This window comes from Sabulicella flocculans (assembly GCF_045449635.1).
Taxonomy (GTDB): domain Bacteria; phylum Pseudomonadota; class Alphaproteobacteria; order Acetobacterales; family Acetobacteraceae; genus Roseococcus.
This window is the reverse complement of sequence record NZ_JBJJBR010000006.1, coordinates 68,463-85,471: the sequence shown is the minus strand read 5'-3', so window position 1 is coordinate 85,471 and position 17,009 is coordinate 68,463. Positions and strand designations below refer to the sequence as shown.

At 75.1% G+C, this 17,009-nt stretch carries 23 protein-coding genes and 1 tRNA gene; 11 read left to right on the top strand and 13 right to left on the bottom strand.

Going from position 1 to position 17,009, the window contains the following annotated elements; all coding sequences use genetic code 11:
- Positions 1 to 154: 154 nt before the first annotated feature.
- A complete protein-coding gene (locus ACI6QG_RS08790) occupies positions 155 to 1,252 on the bottom strand; it encodes a phenylacetate--CoA ligase family protein (RefSeq protein WP_407024214.1) in 1,098 nt (365 codons plus the stop codon).
- 174 nt (positions 1,253 to 1,426) lie between these two features.
- Between ACI6QG_RS08790 and ACI6QG_RS08785 the strand changes: the two genes are divergently transcribed.
- On the top strand, positions 1,427 to 2,392 hold the full coding sequence (locus tag ACI6QG_RS08785; protein WP_407024213.1) for an N-carbamoyl-D-amino-acid hydrolase: 966 nt from the start codon (positions 1,427 to 1,429) through the stop codon (positions 2,390 to 2,392).
- Here ACI6QG_RS08785 and ACI6QG_RS08780 read toward each other — a convergent pair.
- From ACI6QG_RS08780 to epmA, 3 genes are read right to left on the bottom strand one after another with little or no spacing between them, the layout of a single operon-like run.
- Positions 2,375 to 2,716: a hypothetical protein gene (locus ACI6QG_RS08780; RefSeq protein ID WP_407024212.1), complete on the bottom strand. Its 342-nt coding sequence runs from the start codon at positions 2,714 to 2,716 to the stop codon at positions 2,375 to 2,377. The genes ACI6QG_RS08785 and ACI6QG_RS08780 overlap by 18 nt on opposite strands.
- Positions 2,716 to 3,009 carry a hypothetical protein gene (locus tag ACI6QG_RS08775; RefSeq protein ID WP_407024211.1) on the bottom strand — a complete coding sequence of 98 codons (294 nt, stop codon included), beginning with the start codon at positions 3,007 to 3,009 and terminating at the stop codon, positions 2,716 to 2,718. The genes ACI6QG_RS08780 and ACI6QG_RS08775 overlap by 1 nt, the downstream gene beginning before the upstream one ends.
- A gap of 25 nt (positions 3,010 to 3,034) precedes the next feature.
- The gene (gene epmA / locus ACI6QG_RS08770; RefSeq protein WP_407024210.1) at positions 3,035 to 4,018 is read right to left on the bottom strand and encodes an EF-P lysine aminoacylase EpmA; all 984 of its coding nucleotides are present in this window, start codon (positions 4,016 to 4,018) and stop codon (positions 3,035 to 3,037) included.
- A 38-nt stretch (positions 4,019 to 4,056) separates the two neighbouring features.
- Between epmA and ACI6QG_RS08765 the strand changes: the two genes are divergently transcribed.
- The 3 genes from ACI6QG_RS08765 to ACI6QG_RS08755 all read left to right on the top strand — a co-directional run bounded on the left by ACI6QG_RS08765 (position 4,057) and on the right by ACI6QG_RS08755 (position 5,598).
- Positions 4,057 to 5,031 carry a lysine-2,3-aminomutase-like protein gene (locus ACI6QG_RS08765; protein WP_407024209.1) on the top strand — a complete coding sequence of 325 codons (975 nt, stop codon included), beginning with the start codon at positions 4,057 to 4,059 and terminating at the stop codon, positions 5,029 to 5,031.
- 13 nt (positions 5,032 to 5,044) lie between these two features.
- Positions 5,045 to 5,120: transfer RNA gene (locus ACI6QG_RS08760), tRNA-Lys, on the top strand.
- Positions 5,121 to 5,139: 19 nt separating this feature from the next.
- Positions 5,140 to 5,598, top strand: coding sequence for a YaiI/YqxD family protein (locus ACI6QG_RS08755; RefSeq protein WP_407024208.1), 459 nt, complete (start codon positions 5,140 to 5,142; stop codon positions 5,596 to 5,598).
- 194 nt (positions 5,599 to 5,792) lie between these two features.
- Here the strand turns inward: ACI6QG_RS08755 and ACI6QG_RS08750 are convergent, their stop codons facing one another.
- From ACI6QG_RS08750 to ACI6QG_RS08735, 4 genes are read right to left on the bottom strand one after another with little or no spacing between them, the layout of a single operon-like run.
- Complete coding sequence (locus ACI6QG_RS08750; protein ID WP_407024207.1) at positions 5,793 to 6,599, bottom strand: MetQ/NlpA family ABC transporter substrate-binding protein; 807 nt, start codon at positions 6,597 to 6,599, stop codon at positions 5,793 to 5,795.
- A gap of 17 nt (positions 6,600 to 6,616) precedes the next feature.
- The gene (locus tag ACI6QG_RS08745) at positions 6,617 to 7,435 is read right to left on the bottom strand and encodes a MetQ/NlpA family ABC transporter substrate-binding protein (RefSeq protein ID WP_407024206.1); all 819 of its coding nucleotides are present in this window, start codon (positions 7,433 to 7,435) and stop codon (positions 6,617 to 6,619) included.
- Positions 7,436 to 7,449: 14 nt separating this feature from the next.
- Positions 7,450 to 8,103 carry a methionine ABC transporter permease gene (locus tag ACI6QG_RS08740; protein WP_491630726.1) on the bottom strand — a complete coding sequence of 218 codons (654 nt, stop codon included), beginning with the start codon at positions 8,101 to 8,103 and terminating at the stop codon, positions 7,450 to 7,452.
- A 5-nt stretch (positions 8,104 to 8,108) separates the two neighbouring features.
- Positions 8,109 to 9,197, bottom strand: a complete 1,089-nt coding sequence (locus tag ACI6QG_RS08735) for a methionine ABC transporter ATP-binding protein (RefSeq protein ID WP_491630724.1) — start codon at positions 9,195 to 9,197, stop codon at positions 8,109 to 8,111.
- A gap of 115 nt (positions 9,198 to 9,312) precedes the next feature.
- Between ACI6QG_RS08735 and ACI6QG_RS08730 the strand changes: the two genes are divergently transcribed.
- Positions 9,313 to 9,465 carry a hypothetical protein gene (locus tag ACI6QG_RS08730; protein ID WP_407024204.1) on the top strand — a complete coding sequence of 51 codons (153 nt, stop codon included), beginning with the start codon at positions 9,313 to 9,315 and terminating at the stop codon, positions 9,463 to 9,465.
- A 33-nt stretch (positions 9,466 to 9,498) separates the two neighbouring features.
- Here ACI6QG_RS08730 and ACI6QG_RS08725 read toward each other — a convergent pair whose 3' ends face one another.
- The 3 genes from ACI6QG_RS08725 to ACI6QG_RS08715 all read right to left on the bottom strand — a co-directional run bounded on the left by ACI6QG_RS08725 (position 9,499) and on the right by ACI6QG_RS08715 (position 12,377).
- A complete protein-coding gene (locus tag ACI6QG_RS08725) occupies positions 9,499 to 10,986 on the bottom strand; it encodes a hypothetical protein (RefSeq protein WP_407024203.1) in 1,488 nt (495 codons plus the stop codon).
- 1 nt (position 10,987) lies between these two features.
- On the bottom strand, positions 10,988 to 12,055 hold the full coding sequence (locus ACI6QG_RS08720) for a LamG-like jellyroll fold domain-containing protein (protein WP_407024202.1): 1,068 nt from the start codon (positions 12,053 to 12,055) through the stop codon (positions 10,988 to 10,990).
- Between the two features lie 82 nt (positions 12,056 to 12,137).
- The gene (locus ACI6QG_RS08715) at positions 12,138 to 12,377 is read right to left on the bottom strand and encodes a DUF3297 family protein (protein WP_407024201.1); all 240 of its coding nucleotides are present in this window, start codon (positions 12,375 to 12,377) and stop codon (positions 12,138 to 12,140) included.
- A 129-nt stretch (positions 12,378 to 12,506) separates the two neighbouring features.
- On the opposite strand from ACI6QG_RS08715, the gene rpmE reads away from it, so the two are divergent.
- The gene (rpmE, locus tag ACI6QG_RS08710; RefSeq protein ID WP_407024200.1) at positions 12,507 to 12,734 is read left to right on the top strand and encodes a 50S ribosomal protein L31; all 228 of its coding nucleotides are present in this window, start codon (positions 12,507 to 12,509) and stop codon (positions 12,732 to 12,734) included.
- Positions 12,735 to 12,895: 161 nt separating this feature from the next.
- Entirely contained in the window at positions 12,896 to 13,354 is a 459-nt protein-coding gene (locus ACI6QG_RS08705) for an Hsp20 family protein (protein ID WP_407024199.1), read from the top strand.
- Between the two features lie 522 nt (positions 13,355 to 13,876).
- Here the strand turns inward: ACI6QG_RS08705 and ACI6QG_RS08700 are convergent.
- A complete protein-coding gene (locus ACI6QG_RS08700) occupies positions 13,877 to 14,071 on the bottom strand; it encodes a DUF1192 family protein (protein ID WP_407024198.1) in 195 nt (64 codons plus the stop codon).
- A gap of 114 nt (positions 14,072 to 14,185) precedes the next feature.
- Here ACI6QG_RS08700 and ACI6QG_RS08695 point away from each other — a divergent pair, with 114 nt between their 5' ends.
- The gene (locus ACI6QG_RS08695; RefSeq protein WP_407024197.1) at positions 14,186 to 14,761 is read left to right on the top strand and encodes a DUF1013 domain-containing protein; all 576 of its coding nucleotides are present in this window, start codon (positions 14,186 to 14,188) and stop codon (positions 14,759 to 14,761) included.
- Here the strand turns inward: ACI6QG_RS08695 and ACI6QG_RS08690 are convergent.
- Positions 14,758 to 14,934 (bottom strand): YdcH family protein, encoded by a 177-nt coding sequence (locus ACI6QG_RS08690; RefSeq protein ID WP_407024196.1) that lies wholly within the window; start codon positions 14,932 to 14,934, stop codon positions 14,758 to 14,760. The genes ACI6QG_RS08695 and ACI6QG_RS08690 overlap by 4 nt on opposite strands.
- A 181-nt stretch (positions 14,935 to 15,115) precedes the next feature.
- Between ACI6QG_RS08690 and ACI6QG_RS08685 the strand changes: the two genes are divergently transcribed.
- From ACI6QG_RS08685 to ACI6QG_RS08675, 3 genes are read left to right on the top strand one after another with little or no spacing between them, the layout of a single operon-like run.
- The gene (locus ACI6QG_RS08685; protein ID WP_407024195.1) at positions 15,116 to 15,316 is read left to right on the top strand and encodes a YdcH family protein; all 201 of its coding nucleotides are present in this window, start codon (positions 15,116 to 15,118) and stop codon (positions 15,314 to 15,316) included.
- A gap of 26 nt (positions 15,317 to 15,342) precedes the next feature.
- Positions 15,343 to 15,798 (top strand): 5-(carboxyamino)imidazole ribonucleotide mutase, encoded by a 456-nt coding sequence (gene purE, locus ACI6QG_RS08680; protein WP_407024279.1) that lies wholly within the window; start codon positions 15,343 to 15,345, stop codon positions 15,796 to 15,798.
- Positions 15,785 to 16,867: a 5-(carboxyamino)imidazole ribonucleotide synthase gene (locus ACI6QG_RS08675; RefSeq protein ID WP_407024194.1), complete on the top strand. Its 1,083-nt coding sequence runs from the start codon at positions 15,785 to 15,787 to the stop codon at positions 16,865 to 16,867. Before purE ends, ACI6QG_RS08675 begins: the two co-directional genes overlap by 14 nt.
- Positions 16,868 to 17,009 lie beyond the last annotated feature (142 nt).

The window sequence follows — 17,009 nt, the reverse complement described above, 5'->3', positions numbered from 1 at the left end:
CCCCCAGGACCAGGCACGGCCCGGAGCGCGCGAAGCCGCGCGGCCGCCTCCCAGCCGGCGGCCACCCTCACCCGAAACGCGCGCCCCCCACCCGGGGCCCCCGCCGCGGCTTTCCGCCGCCGCACAGCGGCGACGGAAAACCGCGGCGGGGAACTCACCGCATATCCCCGATCACCACGCCATCGCGCGGCAGGGATCCCGCGGGCACCACGCGCACCGTGCCGCGCAGCCGCGTCTCCTCGCGCAGCGCGGCCTCCAGCGCCGCCGCGTCGCCTCCCTCCGCCAGCAGTTCCATCGCGTCCTGCTCCTCCGCGCGGGTCACCACCAGGCGCAGCCGCCCGGCCTCGGGGTGGCGGCGGAGGATGGCGGCCACCTGCTCCGGCCGCACGAACAGGCCCTTCACCTTGCAGGTCTGGTCCGCCCGGCCCAGCCAGCCCCCCATCCGCCCCCCCGGCAGCAGCCGCGACATGTCGCCGGGCGAGAAGCGCAGCAGCGGATGCGCGGGGTCGGGCACCGTCACCGCCACCTCGCCCACCTCGCCTTCCGGCAGCGCCTCGTTGGTGCCGGGGCGCAGGATCTCCAGGATGATGCCGGGCGCGATGGCCATGCCCGGCGCGCCATCCGCGGTGCCGTGCGCCACCAGGCCCAGTTCGGCGGTGCCATAGGCCTCGATGGCCCGCACGCCGCGCCCCGCCACCCATTCGCGCAGGCTGGGCGGGAAGGCGGCGGCGGTCACCACCGCCTTGGTGATGCTGCGTCCGTCCTCGCCCGCCGCTTCCAGCAGGATCTTCAGGAAGTCCGGCGTGCCGGCATAGGCGGTGGGGCGGTAGGCGCGCATCACCTCCACCAGCGCGGCGGTGTTGCCCGGCCCGGCGGGAATCACCGCAGCGCCCGCGGCGCGGGCCCCGCCATCCAGGATGAAGCCGCCGGGCGTCAGGTGATAGCTCAGGCAGTTCAGCACCACGTCGCCGGGGCCGACGCCCGCCGCGCGGAAGGCCGGGGCGAAGCGCCAGGGGTCGGGCCGGTCGGGCACGCCCTCGAAGATGGGCCCGGGCGAGGCGAACAGGCGCGCGAATCCCGCCGCCGGCCCGGCCAGGGCGGCGAAGGGGGGCGCGGCCGCCTGCATGGCCGGCAGGTTCGCCTTGCGCAGCACCGGCAGCGCGCCCAGCGGCGTGTCCGGCCCGCAGCCGGCGAGCAGCGCCCGCCAGCCCGGCAGCTCCAGGGCGGCGGCGATGGTGGCGCGCAGGTCCATGATGCGGTGTCCTCCCGCCCGCCATCGCAGCACGGCGCGGCCCGGCGCGCCACCGGCCGCGGCCCGCCTGGCCCGGCCGCATGCCCGGCACGGGCGGCGGCCCCGCAGGAAGCGCCCCGCGCGCCGCGCGGTGCCCCCGTGCAAGGCTTCCGATGCCGGTGCAGCATGCGCCCGATGAACCGCACCACCATCCTCGCCGCCTGCCAGATGGGCCCCCTGCAACGCGCCGAGGGGCGCGGCATCGCCGTCGCGCGCATGGTGGCGCTGCTGGAGAAGGCGGCGCGCATGGGCGCCTCCGTCGCCGTCTTCCCCGAGCTGGCGCTGACCACCTTCTTCCCGCGCTGGTTCCACGAGGACCTGCGCGAGGCCGACCACTGGTACGAGACGGCCCTGCCCTCCAACGAGACGGCGCCGCTGTGGGAGGCGGCGCGGCGCCTCGACATCGGCTTCCACCTGGGTTTCGCGGAGAAGACGCCCGAGGGCCGCCGCTTCAACACCGCCATCTATGTGCACCCGAGCGGCGAGACGGTGCTGAAGTACCGCAAGGTCCACCTGCCCGGCCACGCCGAGCACGACCCCATCCGCAAGGTCCAGCACCTAGAGAAGCGCTACTTCGAGCCGGGCGACCTCGGCTTCCCGGTGGTGCGCGCGCCGCTGGGGGGAACGGAGGCCAATCTCGGCCTGCTGATCTGCAACGACCGGCGCTGGCCCGAGGCCTGGCGCGTGCTTGGGCTGCAGCAGGTCGAGCTGGTCATGCTGGGCTACAACACGCCCTCCCTGAACATGGAGAACCGCGGCTTCGAGGCGCACCACCTGCGCGTGGAGCATTCGGTGCTGAGCGTGCGCGCGGGCTGCTACCAGAACGCCTGCTACGCCGTGGCGGTGGCCAAGGCCGGCACGGAGGACGGGCACGAGCTGTTCGGCCACTCCGTCATCGTCAACCCGCAGGGCGAGGTGGTGGCCCAGGCCACCACCTGGGACGACGAGGTGGTGGTGGCCGAGGCCGACTTCGCGCGCTGCGAGCTCGGCCGCACCACCATCTTCGACTTCGCCCGCCACCGCCGGCCGGAGCACTACGGGCGCATCGTGGAGCAGGTGGGCAGCGTGGCGCCGCCCCGCTGGTCACCGCCCGAGGGGTAGCGTCAGCGAGACGCCGGGTTCCGGCCGCAGGGCGCCGGCGCCGCGCTGCGCCTCCGGCGCGGCGTCGCGGTCGGTGAAGGAGGCGCCGCGGGTGGGCACCGGGGCGGTGGGCACCACCGGGCGCAGCCGCGCCTCCGGCGGCGCAGCCTGGTTCAGGGTGGGGAAGCGGCGGTCGGGCACCGGGGCCAGGCCGGGGCGCGGCGCCGGGTCCACCACCGGCTGCGGCCGGGCGGGCGCCGGGCGCGGGGCGGCGCGCCGCCGCCGCCCCTGCGCCAGGGCCGGCCCCGGCAGCAGCAGGCCCAGCAGCAGCAGCCGGCGGCGCATCAGCGGCCCAGCGGCAGGGTGAGCGACAGGCCGGGCTCCGCCCGCGGGGCGTCGCCGCGCAGCCGGCCATCGGGGTCGGCCACCGCGTCGGTCACGGCGGCGCCGCGGGCGGGCGCCTGCTCGGTGGCCACGGCGGCGTCCAGCCGCGGGCCGGGCGGCGGGGTGGGCGCGGCGTCGAAGCGCCGGTCGGGCACCGGGGCCAGGCCGGGGCGCGGCGCGGGGTCCACCGGCGGGGCGTTGGCGGGCTGCGCCAGGGCCAGGCCGGGCAGCAGCAGCAAGGAAAGGGCGCGCATCATGCCCTCCCAACGCGCGGCGGCGTCATCCGTAGGGGAAGGGCCCCAGCCACAGCACGTCCTCGATGCGGCGCGCCCCGGTGGCCAGCATCACCAGCCGGTCCCAGCCCAGGGCGATGCCGCTGCCGGCCGGCATGGCGCCCACCGCCCGCAGGAAGTCCTCGTCGGCCGGCCAGGCCTCGTCCGCGCCATGCAGGCGCAGGCGCTCGGCCACGTCCTGGGCGAAGCGCCGGCGCTGCTCGGCCTCGTCGGTCAGCTCGTCGAAGGCGTTGGCCAGCTCCATGCCGCCGGCATACAGCTCGAAGCGCAGCGCCACCCGCGCGTCGCCGGGGTCGCGGCGGGCCAGCGCGGCCTGGGGGGTGGGCCAGTGGGTCAGGAAGGTCGCGGCGCCCTCGGCCATGCGCGGCTCCACATGGTCCAGCAGCAGGCGGAAGAAGGCGTCCTCCCAGCCCTCGCCATCCTTCGCGCCCAGGGCGGCGGGGTCGCCGGTGCCGTCGGGACGGATGCTGGCCAGCAGATCCAGCCCGGCCCAGCGTTCGAACGCCTCGGCGCAGGTGATGCGGCGGAACGGGCCGGCGCAGGCGGGGTGCGGGCACAGGGCGCGCACCAGCGCCTCCGTCTCGTCCATCAGCGCCTCCAGCGTCCAGCCGGGGCGGTACCATTCCAGCAGGGTGAATTCGGGGGCGTGGGTGCGCCCGGCCTCGCCGTTGCGCCAGACGCGGGCGAACTCGAACACCGGGCCGCTGCCGCCGGCCAGCAGGCGCTTCAGCGCCATCTCGGGGCTGGTGCGCAGCCACAGCGGCCGCGCCGCGCCGCCGTCCAGGGGCCGGTAGTCGCTGCGGAAGCCGCGCAGGTGCACCTCCATGCCCGGGGCGGGCACCAGGCAGGGCGTCTCCACCTCGCGCAGGCCGCGTCCGGCGAGCCAGGCGCGGGCCTGCGCCGTCATCCGCGCGCGGGCGTCCAGGAAGGGCATGCGCGCGGCGAGGCGCTCGGGCGACCAATGGGGCATTGCGCGCGGCGCGTTAGCAGGGCAAGGCCCGCCCCGCCATGGCCCGCACCCTCCGCAGCGCCGACGACCTCATCGCCGCCGGGCTGGCGGAGGAGGCCGCGCGCCCGGCGCTGGAGGCGGTGGCGGCGCGCTACGCCATCGCCCTGACGCCGGCGATGGCCGCGCTGGCGGCGCGCGAGCCCGCGGTGGCCCGCCAATACCTGCCCGACGCCGCGGAGCTGCGCACCGCCCCGCACGAGCTGGACGACCCCACGGCGGACGCCCCCTTCACCCCCGTGCCCGGCGTGGTCCACCGCTACCCCGACCGCGCCCTGCTGAAGCCGCTGCTGGCCTGCCCGGTGTATTGCCGCTTCTGCTTCCGGCGCGAGCATGTGGGCCCCGATGGCGGCCTGCTGGACGAGGCGGCGCTGGAAAGGGCGCTGGGCTGGTTCGCCGCCAGCCCGGGGGTGCGGGAGGCCATCCTGACCGGCGGCGACCCGCTGATCCTGTCGCCGCGCCGGCTGGCGCACATCCTGTCCCGCCTGGCTGCCCTGCCCCATATCGAGGTGCTGCGCATCCACACCCGCGTGCCGGTGGCCGACCCGGCGCGGGTGACGCCGGCGCTGCTGGAGGCGCTGGCGCTGGACAAGCCGCTCTTCCTCTGCGTTCACGCCAACCACGCGGGCGAGTTCACGCCCGAGGCCGCCGCAGCCCTGCGCGCCCTGCATGGCGCCGGCGCGGTGCTGCTGGGGCAGAGCGTGCTGCTGCGCGGGGTGAACGACACGCCCGAGGCGCTGGAGGCACTGCTGCGCGCCATGCTGCGCCACCGCGTGAAGCCCTACTACCTGCACGCGCTGGACCCCGCGCCGGGCACCGCGCGCTTCGCGGTGCCGGACGCCGAGGGGCTGGCGCTGCTGGAGGCCCTGCGCGGCCGCCTCAGCGGCACCGCCCTGCCGCATTTCGTGCGCGAGCGGCCGCTGGGCGGCGGAAAGCGGCCGGTGGGGTTTGACATGCCGGTGGATGGCGCTAGATAGCGCCCCCACGGATGGGCGTTTAGCTCAGTTGGTAGAGCAGCTGACTCTTAATCAGCGGGTCGTAGGTTCGAGCCCTACAACGCCCACCATCCCCACCGCGGACACGCCATGACCCACCGCCTGCTCGTGGATGCCGATGCCTGCCCGGTGCGCGAGGAAGTGCTGCGCGTCGCCGGGCGGCTGGGCTTCGGCGTGGTCTTCGTCACCAACGGCGCCCGCCCGATCCGCCCGCCCGAGGCGCCCTTCGCCCGGCTGCACATCGTCCCCGACGGCGCCGACCAGGCCGATGACTGGATCGCCGCCGAGGCCACCCCGCGCGACATCTGCCTGACCAACGACATCCCGCTGGCGGCGCGCTGCCTGGCCAAGGGCGCCGCCTGCCTGTCCTTCAAGGGCCATGCCTGGACGGCGTCCAACATCGGCAGCGCCCTGGCCGGGCGCGAGCTGGCGCGCCACCTGCGCGAGATGGGCCAGGGCGGCGGCCAGGCGCCGATGGCCAAGGCCGACCGCGCCCGCTTCCTGGTGGCGCTGGACACGATGGCCCAGGCGGTGCGGCGCGCGCCCTGAACGGGCGGGACCGCCCCCGGCCCCGCCTGCCGCGGGCAAGGGCGGCCAGGACCGCCCGGCCGGCCCGCTGCGCGCCGCCGACCGGGGCGCGAAACAGGGAACGCCGCCCTGGCAAAGCCAGGGCGGCGCGTGAAGTCTCGAACGAGTTTGGTAGTCGGTAGTGTGGGGCCAACGCGCGTGCCGTTGGGGCGGTTTCAGGCGCCGGGGATCACCGCGCCCTGGAACTGGCGCTCCACGAACTCGCGCACCTCCGGATGGGCGTAGCCGGCGGCCAGGCGGCGCGCCCAGGGCGCGGACTCGTCGCGGCGGCGGACCACCACCAGCACGGTGTAGACGCTGCGCTGGTCCTCGCGCGCCAGGGCGTCGCGCAGCGGGTTCAGCCCGGCCGGCACGGCGAAGTTGCCGGTGATGGCGCCGGCATCCACGTCCTCCAGCGCGCGGACGATGCTGGCGGCCTCCAGCTCCACGAAGCGCAGGCGCCTGGGGTTCTCCGTCACGTCCGCCACCGTGGCGCGGAAGTCGGCGCCGGGGCGCAACCTGATGACGCCGGCCTCGGCCAGGATCAGCAGGGCGCGGCCGCCATTGGTGGGGTCGTTGGGGATGGCGATGCGCCCGCCCTGCGGCAGCGCCTCCAGCGTGCGGTGGCGGCGGCTGAACACCCCCATCAGCGTCAGCACCGTCTTGCCCACCGGAACGAAGTCGTAGCCGCGCTGGGCGCGCTGCGCCTCCAGGAAGGGCAGGTGCTGGTAGGCGTTGGCGTCCAGGTCGCCCCCCGCCAGGGCGGCGTTGGGCTGGATGAAGTCGCCGAACTCCACCGCGCGGGTGTGCAGGCCGTCGCGCCGCAGCACCTCGGCCACCTTCTCGAAGGTCTGGGCATGCACGCCCTGGGTGACGCCGACGCGCACCGGGCGGGCGGCGGTGCCGATCTCCGGCGCGCCTTGCGCCGCGGCGGCCAGCGGCAGGGCGAAGGGCAGCAGCAGGGCGGAACGTCGCAGCATCATGGGGGCTCTCCTGCGCGTCAGAAGCCGGGCACCACGGCGCCCTGGAAGGTGGCCTGGACGAAGTCGCGCAGCTCGGGCGTGTGGTAGGCGGCCAGCAGGCGCGCCACCCAGGGCGCCCCGCGGTCGGGCTGCCGCACAACGAGGAGGTTGGTGTAGGGCGTGTCCCGCCCTTCCAGCGCGATGGCGTCGCGCACCGGGTTCAGCCCGGCGGGGATGGCGAAGTTGGTGTTGATGGCCGCGGCCTCCACCTCGTCCAGCGCGCGGGGCAGCTGCGCCGCCTCCAGCTCCAGGATGCGCAGGCGGCGCGGGTTCTCGGCGATGTCGGCCACGGTGGCGCGGAAATCGGCGCCGTCGCGCAGGCGGAACAGCCCGGCCTTGGCCAGCAGCACCAGGGCGCGGCCGCCATTGGTGGGGTCGTTGGGGATGGCGATGCGCGCGCCCTGGGGCACGTCGGCCAGGTTGCGGTGGCGCCGCGAATACACCGCCATGGGGAAGAGCAGCGTGGGCCCGACGCTGACCAGCGGCAGGCGGCGGTCGCGCACCTGCTGGTCCAGGAAGGGCTGGTGCTGGTAGGAATTGGCGTCCAGGTCGCCGGCGGCCAGGGCGGCGTTGGGCTGGATGAAGTCGGTGAACTCCACCACCCGCAGCGCCAGCCCGTTGGCCGGCCCATCGGCGCGGGCCGCCACCTCGCGCACCTTCTCCATCACCTGGGCATGCGGGCCGGCGGTGACGCCGACGCGCACCGGGCGGGCGGCGGTGCCGATGGCGGCGCCTTGGGCGGCGGCGGCCAGGGGCGTGGCGAAGGGCAGCAGCAGGGCGGAACGTCGCAGCAGCATGAGGGGAACTCCGGTCACGAGTGGGACAGCCGGCGCACGAGCCAGTCCCCGAAGGACTGCACCCCCTGCACCAGCAGGATGAGGACGAGGACGACGGTGGCCATCACCTCGGGCATGAAGCGCTGGTAGCCGAAGCGGATGCCCAGGTCCCCCAGGCCGCCGCCCCCCACCGCCCCCGCCATGGCCGAGAAGCCGACCAGCGAGACCAGCGCCACGGTGGTGGCGGCCACCAGGCCGGGCAGCGCCTCGGGCACCAGCACCTTCAGCACGATCTGCATCCGCGTGGCGCCCATGGCGCGCGCGGCCTCCACCACGCCCTTGTCCACCTCGCGCAGCGCGTTCTCGAACAGGCGGGCCAGGAAGGCGGTGGCAGCCAGGGCCAGCGGCACGATCGCCGCCCCGGTGCCGATGGAGGTGCCGGCGACCAGCCGGGTGAAGGGGATGATGGCCACCATCAGGATGATGAAGGGAGTGGAGCGCAGCGCGTTCACCGCCAGCCCCAGCGGCCGGTTCAGCCAGGCATTGGGCGACAGCCCGTCGCGGCCCGTGACGTGCAGCAGCAGCGCCAGCGGCAGCCCCAGCGCCACCGCGATGGCGGCGGCGGCGCCGACCATCAGCAGCGTCTCGGCGAAGGCTTCCAGCAGAAGGTCCTGCATGGTGGGCGTCAGCCAGCTCATGGCGCGATCTCCTGCACGTCCAGGCCCAGGCCGCGCATCCAGGCGAAGGCGCCGTCCAGCTTCTCCTCCGGGCCATAGGCGGCCAGCGCCATGACGCCGAAGGGCTCGCCGGCGATCTCGTCCACGCGGCCGCTCACGATGTTCATGTCCAGCCCCCAGTCGCGGCTGGCCTCGCTCACCACAGCGCGGGTGGAATGCGGTCCGGCGAAGAGCACCTGCACCAGCCGCCGCGCCTCGCCGGGGCGCGGTCCGGGCAGGCGGGCCAGGGTGCCGGGCGGCACGGCGTGGCCGATCACCTCGGCCACGAAGCGGCGCGTGGTCTCCGCCTGCGGGCGGGTGAAGACGTCGAAGACGCGACCCTGCTCGATCACGCGCCCGGCCTCCATCACCGCCACGCGGTCGCACACCGCCTTCACCACCGCCATCTCATGGGTGATGAGCAGCACGGTCAGGTCCAGCCTGGCGCGCAGGTCGCGGATCAGGGCCAGGATCTCGCCCGTCGTCTCGGGGTCCAGCGCGCTGGTGGCCTCGTCGCACAGCAGGATGCGGGGGTTGGAGGCCAGGGCGCGGGCGATGCCCACCCGCTGCTTCTGCCCGCCGGAGAGCTGCGCCGGGAAGGCGTCGCGCCGCGCCTCCAGCCCCACCAGGGGCAGGATGGCGCGCACCCGCGCCTCGCGCTCGGCGCGCGGCATGCCGGCGATCTCCAGCGGGAAGGCGATGTTCTCCGCCGCGGTGCGCCGGGCATGCAGGTTGAAGTGCTGGAACACTATGCCCATGCCGCGGCGGGCCTGGCGCAACGCCGCCTCGTCCAGCGTGTCCAGGCGCTGGCCCAGCACCTCCACCGTGCCGGCATCCGGGCGCTCCAGCAGGTTCACGCAGCGGATCAGCGTGGATTTCCCCGCCCCCGACCGGCCGATGATGCCGAAGACCTCGCCCGGCGCGACGTCGAGCGAGACGCCGTCCAGCGCGGGCGGGGCATCGGGGGCGAAGCGGCGGGACAGGCCGGACAGGCGGATGGCGGACATGGGCGCCCCATGCCCCAGGATGGGCGCGCCGGAAAGCGCGGCGGGATGGATGTCGGGCATGCGGTCTCCGGCCGGCCGGTTCCACGCCGGCCGCCTTCGCATCATGCGCGAATATCACGTTTTTCGTAAGCGCATTTGGGTTGACCAACGCGCATGGCGCGTTGAATCTGGGTGCATGGCGATGCTGCACCTCCTTCCCGTCCTCCCGCCGGCCGTGGCGCTGGCTTGGTGCGCGGCGCTGATCGGGGCGTGGCTGCACACCTGCGCGCCCGCCTTGCCCCCGCAGCTGGAGGCGGCGGTGCTGGCCGCCACCGGCCACGGCGCGTGACGCAACCGGTGCGGGGCCCGCCCCGCGCCGGCGTCAGGCGATGGCGACGGCCACCGCCTCCATCATCAGCAGGGCGAAGTCGGGGCAGCGCATGCCGCAACGGCGGCCGTTGGGGTCACTGGAAACGCGCGGCCCCCAGCGCACCGCCCAGCCCTCCGCGCCCGGCAGGTCCTGGGTGTTGGGGCGCGGGGCCGGGCGGGGCGGCCACCAGCGCTGCGTCCCGCGGTCCACCACGAAGGGGTAGAAGCGCGAATCCGGCGGCGGCGCCTGGAACCGGCGCACGTTCCAGTCCAGCACCTGCGCCGCCTGCGCCGCTTCGGGCAGCGGCAGGCCGGCCGGGCGCAGGATGCGGCCGTAGGCGGGGCCGCCCAGCACGTCGCGCACCTCCGGCGCCGGGGTGGCCAGGACCTCCGGCTGGGCATAGCTGCCGAAGCGGCCGAAGGCTCCCTCCAGGCCGGCAAACAGAAGGCCAAGGCCGGGTGGCGGAATCAGCAGGATTTTGGCGACGATCAGCGCCGTGTCCTGCTCCTCGCCAGGGTCGGCCGGCACGGCGGGCACCAGCACCCGCTCCCCACCCAGCAGGCCGTCCAGCGTCTCCACCGCGCCGCAGGACTGGCGCGCGGGGTCCGGCGCGCCGGGCGAAGCCGGCACCAGCGGCGCCGCCGCCGCCGAGAGGTGGTGGCCATGCGTGCCGCGCGCGACGTGGATGCGCGGGTGCAGCCCGCCATCCGGCCCGGCCACCGCATCCACCTGCGCCCAGGGAAAGGCGCGCAGGCTCACCCGCCGCTCGCCGCCCGGCGCGGTGGCGGGGTTGGCCGGGTTGCGCGTCGTCAGCCCGATCATCAGCGGCGCGTCCGCCTGGTCCAGCAGCAGCGCCACCGCCCCCCATTCACCGGAGAAGCGGCCGAACAAGTCGCCCTCTCCCGCGCCCTCGCAGCCTTCCAGCGCCTCCTCCCGCACCGGGTACAGGAAGTGGAAAACCAGCAGCTGCGGTGCCCGCAGCGCCGGGTTGGTGGCGATGGCGGTGAACAGGTCCAGCCCGCCATCGCGCAGCAGCGGGTGCGGCGTCAGCCGGCGCAGGTCCACGTTGTCCAGGTACTCGACGGAATACCAGGGCTCGGTGCCGGCGAAGGGCTGCAGGTAGGCGGCGGGGTCCAGCGCGGCGTGCCGGTCGGGCAGCGCGGGCGGGATGGCCGGCTCCCACCCAGCCAGTTCCAGGAAGAACTCGGGCGCGGCCGCCGGCTCCTCCAGCGGCTGGGCGCCGGTGCCGAAGGCCGGGTCGGCGCCGATCCAGGCCCGGCCGCCGGCCTTGTCCTGTACCGTGTCCAGCGCCGCCAGGCTGCCCCGCGGCCGCAGCTGCGCCCAGCCGGCGCGGTCGGTGAAGGGCGGGTCGGCGCGCCACAGCGCGCAGGCCTCGATCCAGCGCTTGGGGTCCAGCGGCAGGAAGCGCTCCTCCGGGTGGAACAGCAGGATCGGCTCGAAGCGCTTGGCCAGCGCGGCGGCCTTGGCCGGGTTGCCCATGTCACGTCCCCCCCGGCGCGGCGGCGCGCGCCATGATGCGCAGGAAGCGCAGCAACTGCGGGTCGCACCCCGCGTCGAGCGTCGGCGGGGGCGGGCGCACCACCCAGGGCGCGGGGTCCGCCAGCGCCACCTCCGGCAGCGCCGAGGAGAAACCCTGCTCCGCCAGGGCGGCGCGCCAGGCGCCATAGGCCTGCTCCATGCGGCGACCGCCGATCTCGCCGGCGAACCAGGCGGCCAGCACCTCCGCCAGGGCGTGGCGCAGGCGGTCCTGCGCCGGCTCCGGCCGCAGGCGCAGCGCGCGCAGGAAGGCGTCCGTCTCGGCGCGGACCGCGTCCAGCAACGCGGCCGCTCCTGCGGGGTCGGCCGCCATCCAGGCGCGCACGCGGCGGATGATCTCCTCCCAGCAGGCCGCCAGTTCCGGGGTCATCGGCCGGGCGAGGAACTCGCGCCGCATCGCCGCCGGGTCATGCCGCCACAGGCGCAGGCGGGCCAGCGCGCCGCCCAGCGGCATGCCGCCCCCCACCGCATTGCCGATGGTGACGCCCCGGCCGCGCACCGCCGCCACATGGCCCGGGCCGGTCACCTTCGCCGCCACCAGGGCGCCGTCCATGAACAGGCGCAGGTGCGCGGCGCCGTCATGCTCCGCCACCAGTTCCACCCACCGGCCGAGCGGCAGCGGGTGCAGGCGGCCATCGGGCGCGGAGGCGGGGTCGGCGCGCACCTGTTCCAGCCCGCCACCCGCATTCAGCACGGCGACGGTGGGCGCGCCGTCATCCACCGCCAGCCGGAAGGCGGAATCCCCGTCCACCACCACGCCGTAGCGCGCGGCGGCGGCATCGGGCAGCCGCACCAGCGCCTCCACGCGCAGCGCGACCAGGGGCGCGAAGGGACGCGCCGGCCCGCCCAGCCCCAGCGCCACCGCGCTGCCGGCCATCGGGAAGGACAGCGCCCCGCCGCCCGGCCCGGCCACCCCGGGGGCGTCCACCGCCCGGCCGTGGTTGCGGTAGGGGGAGCGGTCCACCGGCACCCCGTTGGCGCCGTAGCCCTGGTCGCAGACGAGTTCGAGCATCCCGCTCCCCTCCGTTCGCACCCACGCCCCAGTGTGGGAAGGATGCGCCGGACGGAGGGCGGGCCGCAAGCGCGGCCTGCGCTCAGTCCGCGGTGCGCAGGTAGGGCTCCACCGGGCCCATCAGCTTCATGGTCAGCGGCTTGCCGCGGCGGTCCACCTTGTTGCCCAGGCCGACGCGCACCCAGCCCTCGCTGACGCAGTATTCCTCCACGTTGGTGCGCTCCTCGCCGCGGAAGCGGATGCCCACGCCCTGCTTCAGCAGCTCGGCGTCGTGGAAGGGGCTGTCGGGGTCGTTGCTCAGGCGGTCGGGCAGGTCGGTCATGGCGGGGCGCGATAGGCCATGCGCCGGGCGCGGGCAAGCCGCGCCTTGCCCTGCCGCCCCGATGGGTCTATGCGGCGCGCTTCACGGCCGGGCCGCCATCGCGGCCTGCCGCATCCCCGAGAGCCCGCCATGAAGCCCGACACCCACCCCGCCTACCATGAGCTGAACGTCATCATGACCGACGGCACCACCTTCAAGACGCGCACGGCGGGCGGCAAGCCGGGGGACACCCTGCGCCTGGACATCGACCCCAAGTCCCACCCGGCCTGGACCGGCGTGCAGCGCATCATCGACACCGGCGGCCAGGTGGCGAAGTTCAACAAGAAGTTCGGCGGGCTGGGCGTCAAGAAGGGCTGACGCCGGCCCCTTGAACGGGCGGCGCGCGCCGCCCAGATCACCCTGCGTCGCGGCGCCCTCGTGGGCCGCGGCGCGAGGCATCCGCGGCCCCGCCCGATCGGGGGGGCCGTGACGGACATCCTCGCTGTTCCGAACCTTGCTCCGCATGAAGGAGGTTCCTCGTGAACGCGATTGATTTCTCCCCCCTGTTCCGCACCGCCATCGGCTTCGACCGCTTCGCCCGCCTGCTCGACGGCGCGCGCACGGCGCCCGAGGCGCAGTCCTACCCACCCTACAACATCGAGGTGACGGGCGAGGACACCTACGCCCTGACGCTCGCCGTCGCCGGCTTCGGCCCGGACGACATCGAGCTGGTGGCCAAGGACGACACGCTGACCGTCACCGGCAAGCTGCCTGCGCAGCCCGAGGGCGAGGGGCGCAAGTTCCTCCATCGCGGCATCGCCGGCCGCGCCTTCGAGCGCCGCTTCGTGCTGGCCGACCACCTGGTGGTGGAAGGCGCGCGCATGGAGAACGGGCTGCTGCACGTCTCCCTGCGGCGCGAGGTGCCCGAGGCGCTGAAGCCCCGCCGCATCGAGATCGCGGCCCCGCGCCAGCCGGTGCTGACCCAGCAGGCGGCGTGATCGGAAAGGCGGCCCTGGCGGGCCGCCTTTCTTTTTGTGCCCTCGTCTTTTTGTGCCCTCACCGCCGCCGCCCATGGCGGCGGCTACGCCGGGCGGCGGGCATCCGCCCGCCTTGGCTTCGGCCCCCTGAAGGGGGCCGGCGCGCGCTGTGCGCGCGCATCCTCCGTGCGCGGTGTTGACCTTGGAGGGGCGGCTCCCGCTGGCCGGCCCCGCCTGCGGCGTTGGCCTCTGGGGTTGGGGGTTGCGCTGACCTTGCACGGTGCTGCGCGGGCTGGCCGGCCTCGCCTTGCGGCGTCGGCCTCTGGATTTTGGGGGGCGTATTGACCTCTGGCTGGACGACGCGGGCGGGCCGGCCTCGCCGATGGCGTCGGCCTCTGGGGGTGGGGTGCGCTGGCCTTGCGTTGTGTGGTGTCGGTGGGCCGGCCTCGCCCGTGGCGTCGGCCTCGGTCGCGGCGTGCGCGCTCACCTTCGACGGGACTGGACGGGGCCGACCGGCCTCGCCCGCTGCCCCGCGCCACGACGCTACGACTTGCGGAAGAAGGCCTCGGCGGCCGCCTTCTGGTGGTCCTTCGCGGCCAGGGCGGCCTCGGCGCGCCGCATCTCCGTCGCCAGATCCTCCAGGTAGGCGCGCAGCGCCTCGGCGCTCCAGCCTTCCAGCTTCGCGGGCTGGAACCCGTCCTTCGGCCTGGGCCGCGGCTCCTCCTCGAACATGTCCATCCTCCGGGCGTTGGGGCTTGGCCCCCTGTGCGCCTGCCATTATAGGGCAGGCGAAGCCGGGCGCGCGCGCCCATCCGGCGCGATCCCGTTCGCCCCTTTGACGCAGAGACACGCATGGCCCAGCCCCTGATGCCCAAGGCAACCGCCGTGTGGCTGATCGAGAAGACCTCCCTCTCCTTCGACCAGATCGCCGATTTCGTGCAGATGCACCCGCTGGAGGTGCAGGCCATCGCGGATGGCGAGGTCGCGCAGGGCATCATCGGCTACGACCCGGTCCAGAACGGCCAGGTCACGCGCGAGGAGATCGCCAAGGCGGAGGCCAGCCCGGAATACCGCCTCAAGCTGGCGGCCAACGCCATCCCCGTCGCCAAGGGGCGCGGCAAGGGCGCGCGCTACACCCCGGTCTCCAAGCGGCAGGACAAGCCGGACGGCATCATGTGGCTGCTGCGCAACCACCCCGAGCTGTCCATCGCCACCATCGGCAAGCTCCTCGGCACCACCAAGGAGACCATCGAGAAGGTGCGCGACAAGACGCACATCAACAGCGCCAACATCAAGCCGCGCGACCCCGTCATCCTCGGCCTGTGCACGCAGAGCGCGCTGAACGCCGCCGTCGCCGCCGCGCGGGAGAAGCTGCCCCCCGCCCCCGCCGAGGCGGCGGAGGACGAGGGGCAGCCCGAAGGGAACTAGTGCGCGCGGCGCAGCCGCAGCCTCTCCATCTCCTCCTTCAGGGCCAGTTTCTCGCGCTTCAGCTTCAGCAGCACGGCGTCGTCCGGGCGGGGGCGCTGGCCCTCGGCGGTGATCTGCGCCTCCAGCGCCTGGTGGCGCGTCTCGAGGCTCCGGAAACGGGGAGCATGCATCATGCGGCGTCGTCCTCCATCTGCTGGACCGGCCGGCTGCCAGCCGTGGAATGGTGCGGTGCCTGGGCGCCGTGGCTGTTGCAGCCGGGGCAGCCATGCTATCCCTCTCCGGCGACGAAAGTGAACTTTTTCCTTCGGGGCGCCCCCGGGGGAGGTTCCCGCGCCGGGAGTGCCTGCACGGACCATGCTGGAAGACCGCGAATCGCTGCTGCGACGCCTCCATGAGTTGCGCTCCGAGCACCGGGACCTCGACACGGTGATCGCCCGCCTGACCGACAGCCCGGCGGACGCGCTGCAGATCCAGCGCCTGAAGAAGCGCAAGCTGAAGCTGAAGGACGAGATCTCCTGGCTGGAAGGCCGCATCGTCCCGGACATCATCGCGTGAGCGCGCCGCCCCTCGTCGGCCTCATCATGGGCAGCCGCTCCGACTGGGAGACGATGCGCCACGCCGCGGAGGCGCTGGCCGCGCTGGAAGTGCCGCACGAGGCGCGCGTGGTGTCCGCCCACCGCACGCCGCAGCGCCTGGTGGACTACGCCACCACCGCGCGCGGCCGGGGGCTGAAGGTCATCATCGCCGGGGCCGGCGGCGCCGCCCACCTGCCCGGCATGGCCGCCAGCATGACGCCCCTGCCCGTGCTGGGCGTGCCGGTGGAAAGCCACGCCCTGAAGGGCATGGATTCGCTGCTGTCCATCGTGCAGATGCCCGGCGGGGTGCCGGTGGGCACGCTGGCCATCGGCAAGGCCGGCGCCATCAACGCCGCGCTGCTGGCCGCGGCCATCCTGGCCCTGGGCGACGCCGCCCTGGCCGCCCGCCTGGACGCTTGGCGCGCCGCCCAGACCGAGGGGGTGGCGCTTGACCCGGCCTGAGCCGCTGCCCCTGGGCGCGCGGCTGGGCATCCTGGGCTCCGGCCAATTGGGGCGGATGTCGGCCATGGCGGCGGCCCGGCTGGGCCTGCGGCCGCACGTCTTCGGCCCGGAGGGCGACGGGCCGGGCATGCAGGTGGCCGCCGCCCGCACCGTCGCCGCCTACGAGGACGCGGCGGCGCTGCGCGCCTTCGCCGCCGCGGTGGACGTCGTCACCTTCGAGTTCGAGAACGTCCCCGCCGCCACCCTGGCGGCGCTGGAGGGGCGGGTGGAATGCCGCCCCGGGCTGAAGGCGCTGGCCACCTGCCAGGACCGCGTGCGGGAGAAGCGCTTCCTGGAGGGCGCCGGCGTGCCCGTCGCCCCCTGGCGGGAGGTGAGGGACCTGGACGGGCTGCGCGCCGCCGTGGCCGAGCTGGGCCTGCCGGCGGTGCTGAAGACCACCCGCATGGGCTATGACGGCCGCGGGCAGGCCGTCATCCGCGCGCCCGCGGAGGCGGAGGCCGCCTTCGCGCGCCTGGCGCCGCACCCGCTGGTGCTGGAGGCCTTCGTGCCCTTCACCCACGAGCTGTCCGCCGTGGCCGCCCGCGGGGCGGACGGCGCGCTGGCGGTCTACGAGGCGTCGGAGAACCGCCATGTCGGCGGCATCCTCGACGTCTCGCTAGTGCCGGCCGACATTCCCCCGGCAGCGGCTGCCGAGGCGCGCCGCCTGGTCGGCCGCGTGGCCGAGGGGCTGGAGCTGGTGGGGGTGGTGGCGCTGGAGATGTTCCTGCTGCCCGATGGCCGCCTGCTGGCGAACGAGATCGCGCCCCGGCCGCACAATTCCGGCCACTGGACCATGGACGCCTGCGCGTGCTCGCAGTTCGAGCAGCACGTGCGCGCGGTGGCCGGCTGGCCGCTGGGCCCGGTGGCGCGCCACGCCGCGGCGGTGGAGATGCGCAACCTCATCGGCCCCGAAGGTCTGGCGGCCTGGCCGGGCTTCCTCGGCCGGGCGGATGCGGCCTGCCACTGGTACGGCAAGGCGGAGGCGCGGCCGGGCCGCAAGCTGGGCCACGTGAACCTCCTGCGGGGCTGATTCCGGCCTGTGGCAAAACTGCCCAGGGGGCCTGTGGCGATTCGGCCACATCCCCCGGGAAATCCCGGAGCAGGTGGTGCAACCCCTTCGGCCTTGGTGTTAGGGTCCCCCCACGCAGCGAGGAATCGCCCGTCCCGGGCGT

What these genes read in the sequence shown, in the direction of transcription:
- ACI6QG_RS08725 (WP_407024203.1), bottom strand. Translation starts at nt 10,986, where the DNA reads ATGGGCAACCCGGCCAAGGCCGCCGCGCTGGCCAAGCGCTTCGAGCCG.
- ACI6QG_RS08790 (WP_407024214.1), bottom strand. Translation starts at nt 1,252, where the DNA reads ATGGACCTGCGCGCCACCATCGCCGCCGCCCTGGAGCTGCCGGGCTGG.
- rpmE (WP_407024200.1), top strand. Translation starts at nt 12,507, where the DNA reads ATGAAGCCCGACACCCACCCCGCCTACCATGAGCTGAACGTCATCATG.
- purE (WP_407024279.1), top strand. Translation starts at nt 15,343, where the DNA reads ATGGGCAGCCGCTCCGACTGGGAGACGATGCGCCACGCCGCGGAGGCG.
- ACI6QG_RS08695 (WP_407024197.1), top strand. Translation starts at nt 14,186, where the DNA reads ATGGCCCAGCCCCTGATGCCCAAGGCAACCGCCGTGTGGCTGATCGAG.
- ACI6QG_RS08775 (WP_407024211.1), bottom strand. Translation starts at nt 3,009, where the DNA reads ATGCGCGCCCTTTCCTTGCTGCTGCTGCCCGGCCTGGCCCTGGCGCAG.
- ACI6QG_RS08750 (WP_407024207.1), bottom strand. Translation starts at nt 6,599, where the DNA reads ATGATGCTGCGACGTTCCGCCCTGCTGCTGCCCTTCGCCCTGCCGCTG.
- ACI6QG_RS08715 (WP_407024201.1), bottom strand. Translation starts at nt 12,377, where the DNA reads ATGACCGACCTGCCCGACCGCCTGAGCAACGACCCCGACAGCCCCTTC.
- ACI6QG_RS08730 (WP_407024204.1), top strand. Translation starts at nt 9,313, where the DNA reads ATGGCGATGCTGCACCTCCTTCCCGTCCTCCCGCCGGCCGTGGCGCTG.
- ACI6QG_RS08765 (WP_407024209.1), top strand. Translation starts at nt 4,057, where the DNA reads ATGGCCCGCACCCTCCGCAGCGCCGACGACCTCATCGCCGCCGGGCTG.
- ACI6QG_RS08685 (WP_407024195.1), top strand. Translation starts at nt 15,116, where the DNA reads ATGCTGGAAGACCGCGAATCGCTGCTGCGACGCCTCCATGAGTTGCGC.
- ACI6QG_RS08700 (WP_407024198.1), bottom strand. Translation starts at nt 14,071, where the DNA reads ATGGACATGTTCGAGGAGGAGCCGCGGCCCAGGCCGAAGGACGGGTTC.
- ACI6QG_RS08735 (WP_491630724.1), bottom strand. Translation starts at nt 9,197, where the DNA reads ATGCCCGACATCCATCCCGCCGCGCTTTCCGGCGCGCCCATCCTGGGG.
- ACI6QG_RS08690 (WP_407024196.1), bottom strand. Translation starts at nt 14,934, where the DNA reads ATGATGCATGCTCCCCGTTTCCGGAGCCTCGAGACGCGCCACCAGGCG.
- ACI6QG_RS08780 (WP_407024212.1), bottom strand. Translation starts at nt 2,716, where the DNA reads ATGCGCCGCCGGCTGCTGCTGCTGGGCCTGCTGCTGCCGGGGCCGGCC.
- ACI6QG_RS08745 (WP_407024206.1), bottom strand. Translation starts at nt 7,435, where the DNA reads ATGCTGCTGCGACGTTCCGCCCTGCTGCTGCCCTTCGCCACGCCCCTG.
- ACI6QG_RS08755 (WP_407024208.1), top strand. Translation starts at nt 5,140, where the DNA reads ATGACCCACCGCCTGCTCGTGGATGCCGATGCCTGCCCGGTGCGCGAG.
- ACI6QG_RS08785 (WP_407024213.1), top strand. Translation starts at nt 1,427, where the DNA reads ATGAACCGCACCACCATCCTCGCCGCCTGCCAGATGGGCCCCCTGCAA.
- epmA (WP_407024210.1), bottom strand. Translation starts at nt 4,018, where the DNA reads ATGCCCCATTGGTCGCCCGAGCGCCTCGCCGCGCGCATGCCCTTCCTG.
- ACI6QG_RS08720 (WP_407024202.1), bottom strand. Translation starts at nt 12,055, where the DNA reads ATGCTCGAACTCGTCTGCGACCAGGGCTACGGCGCCAACGGGGTGCCG.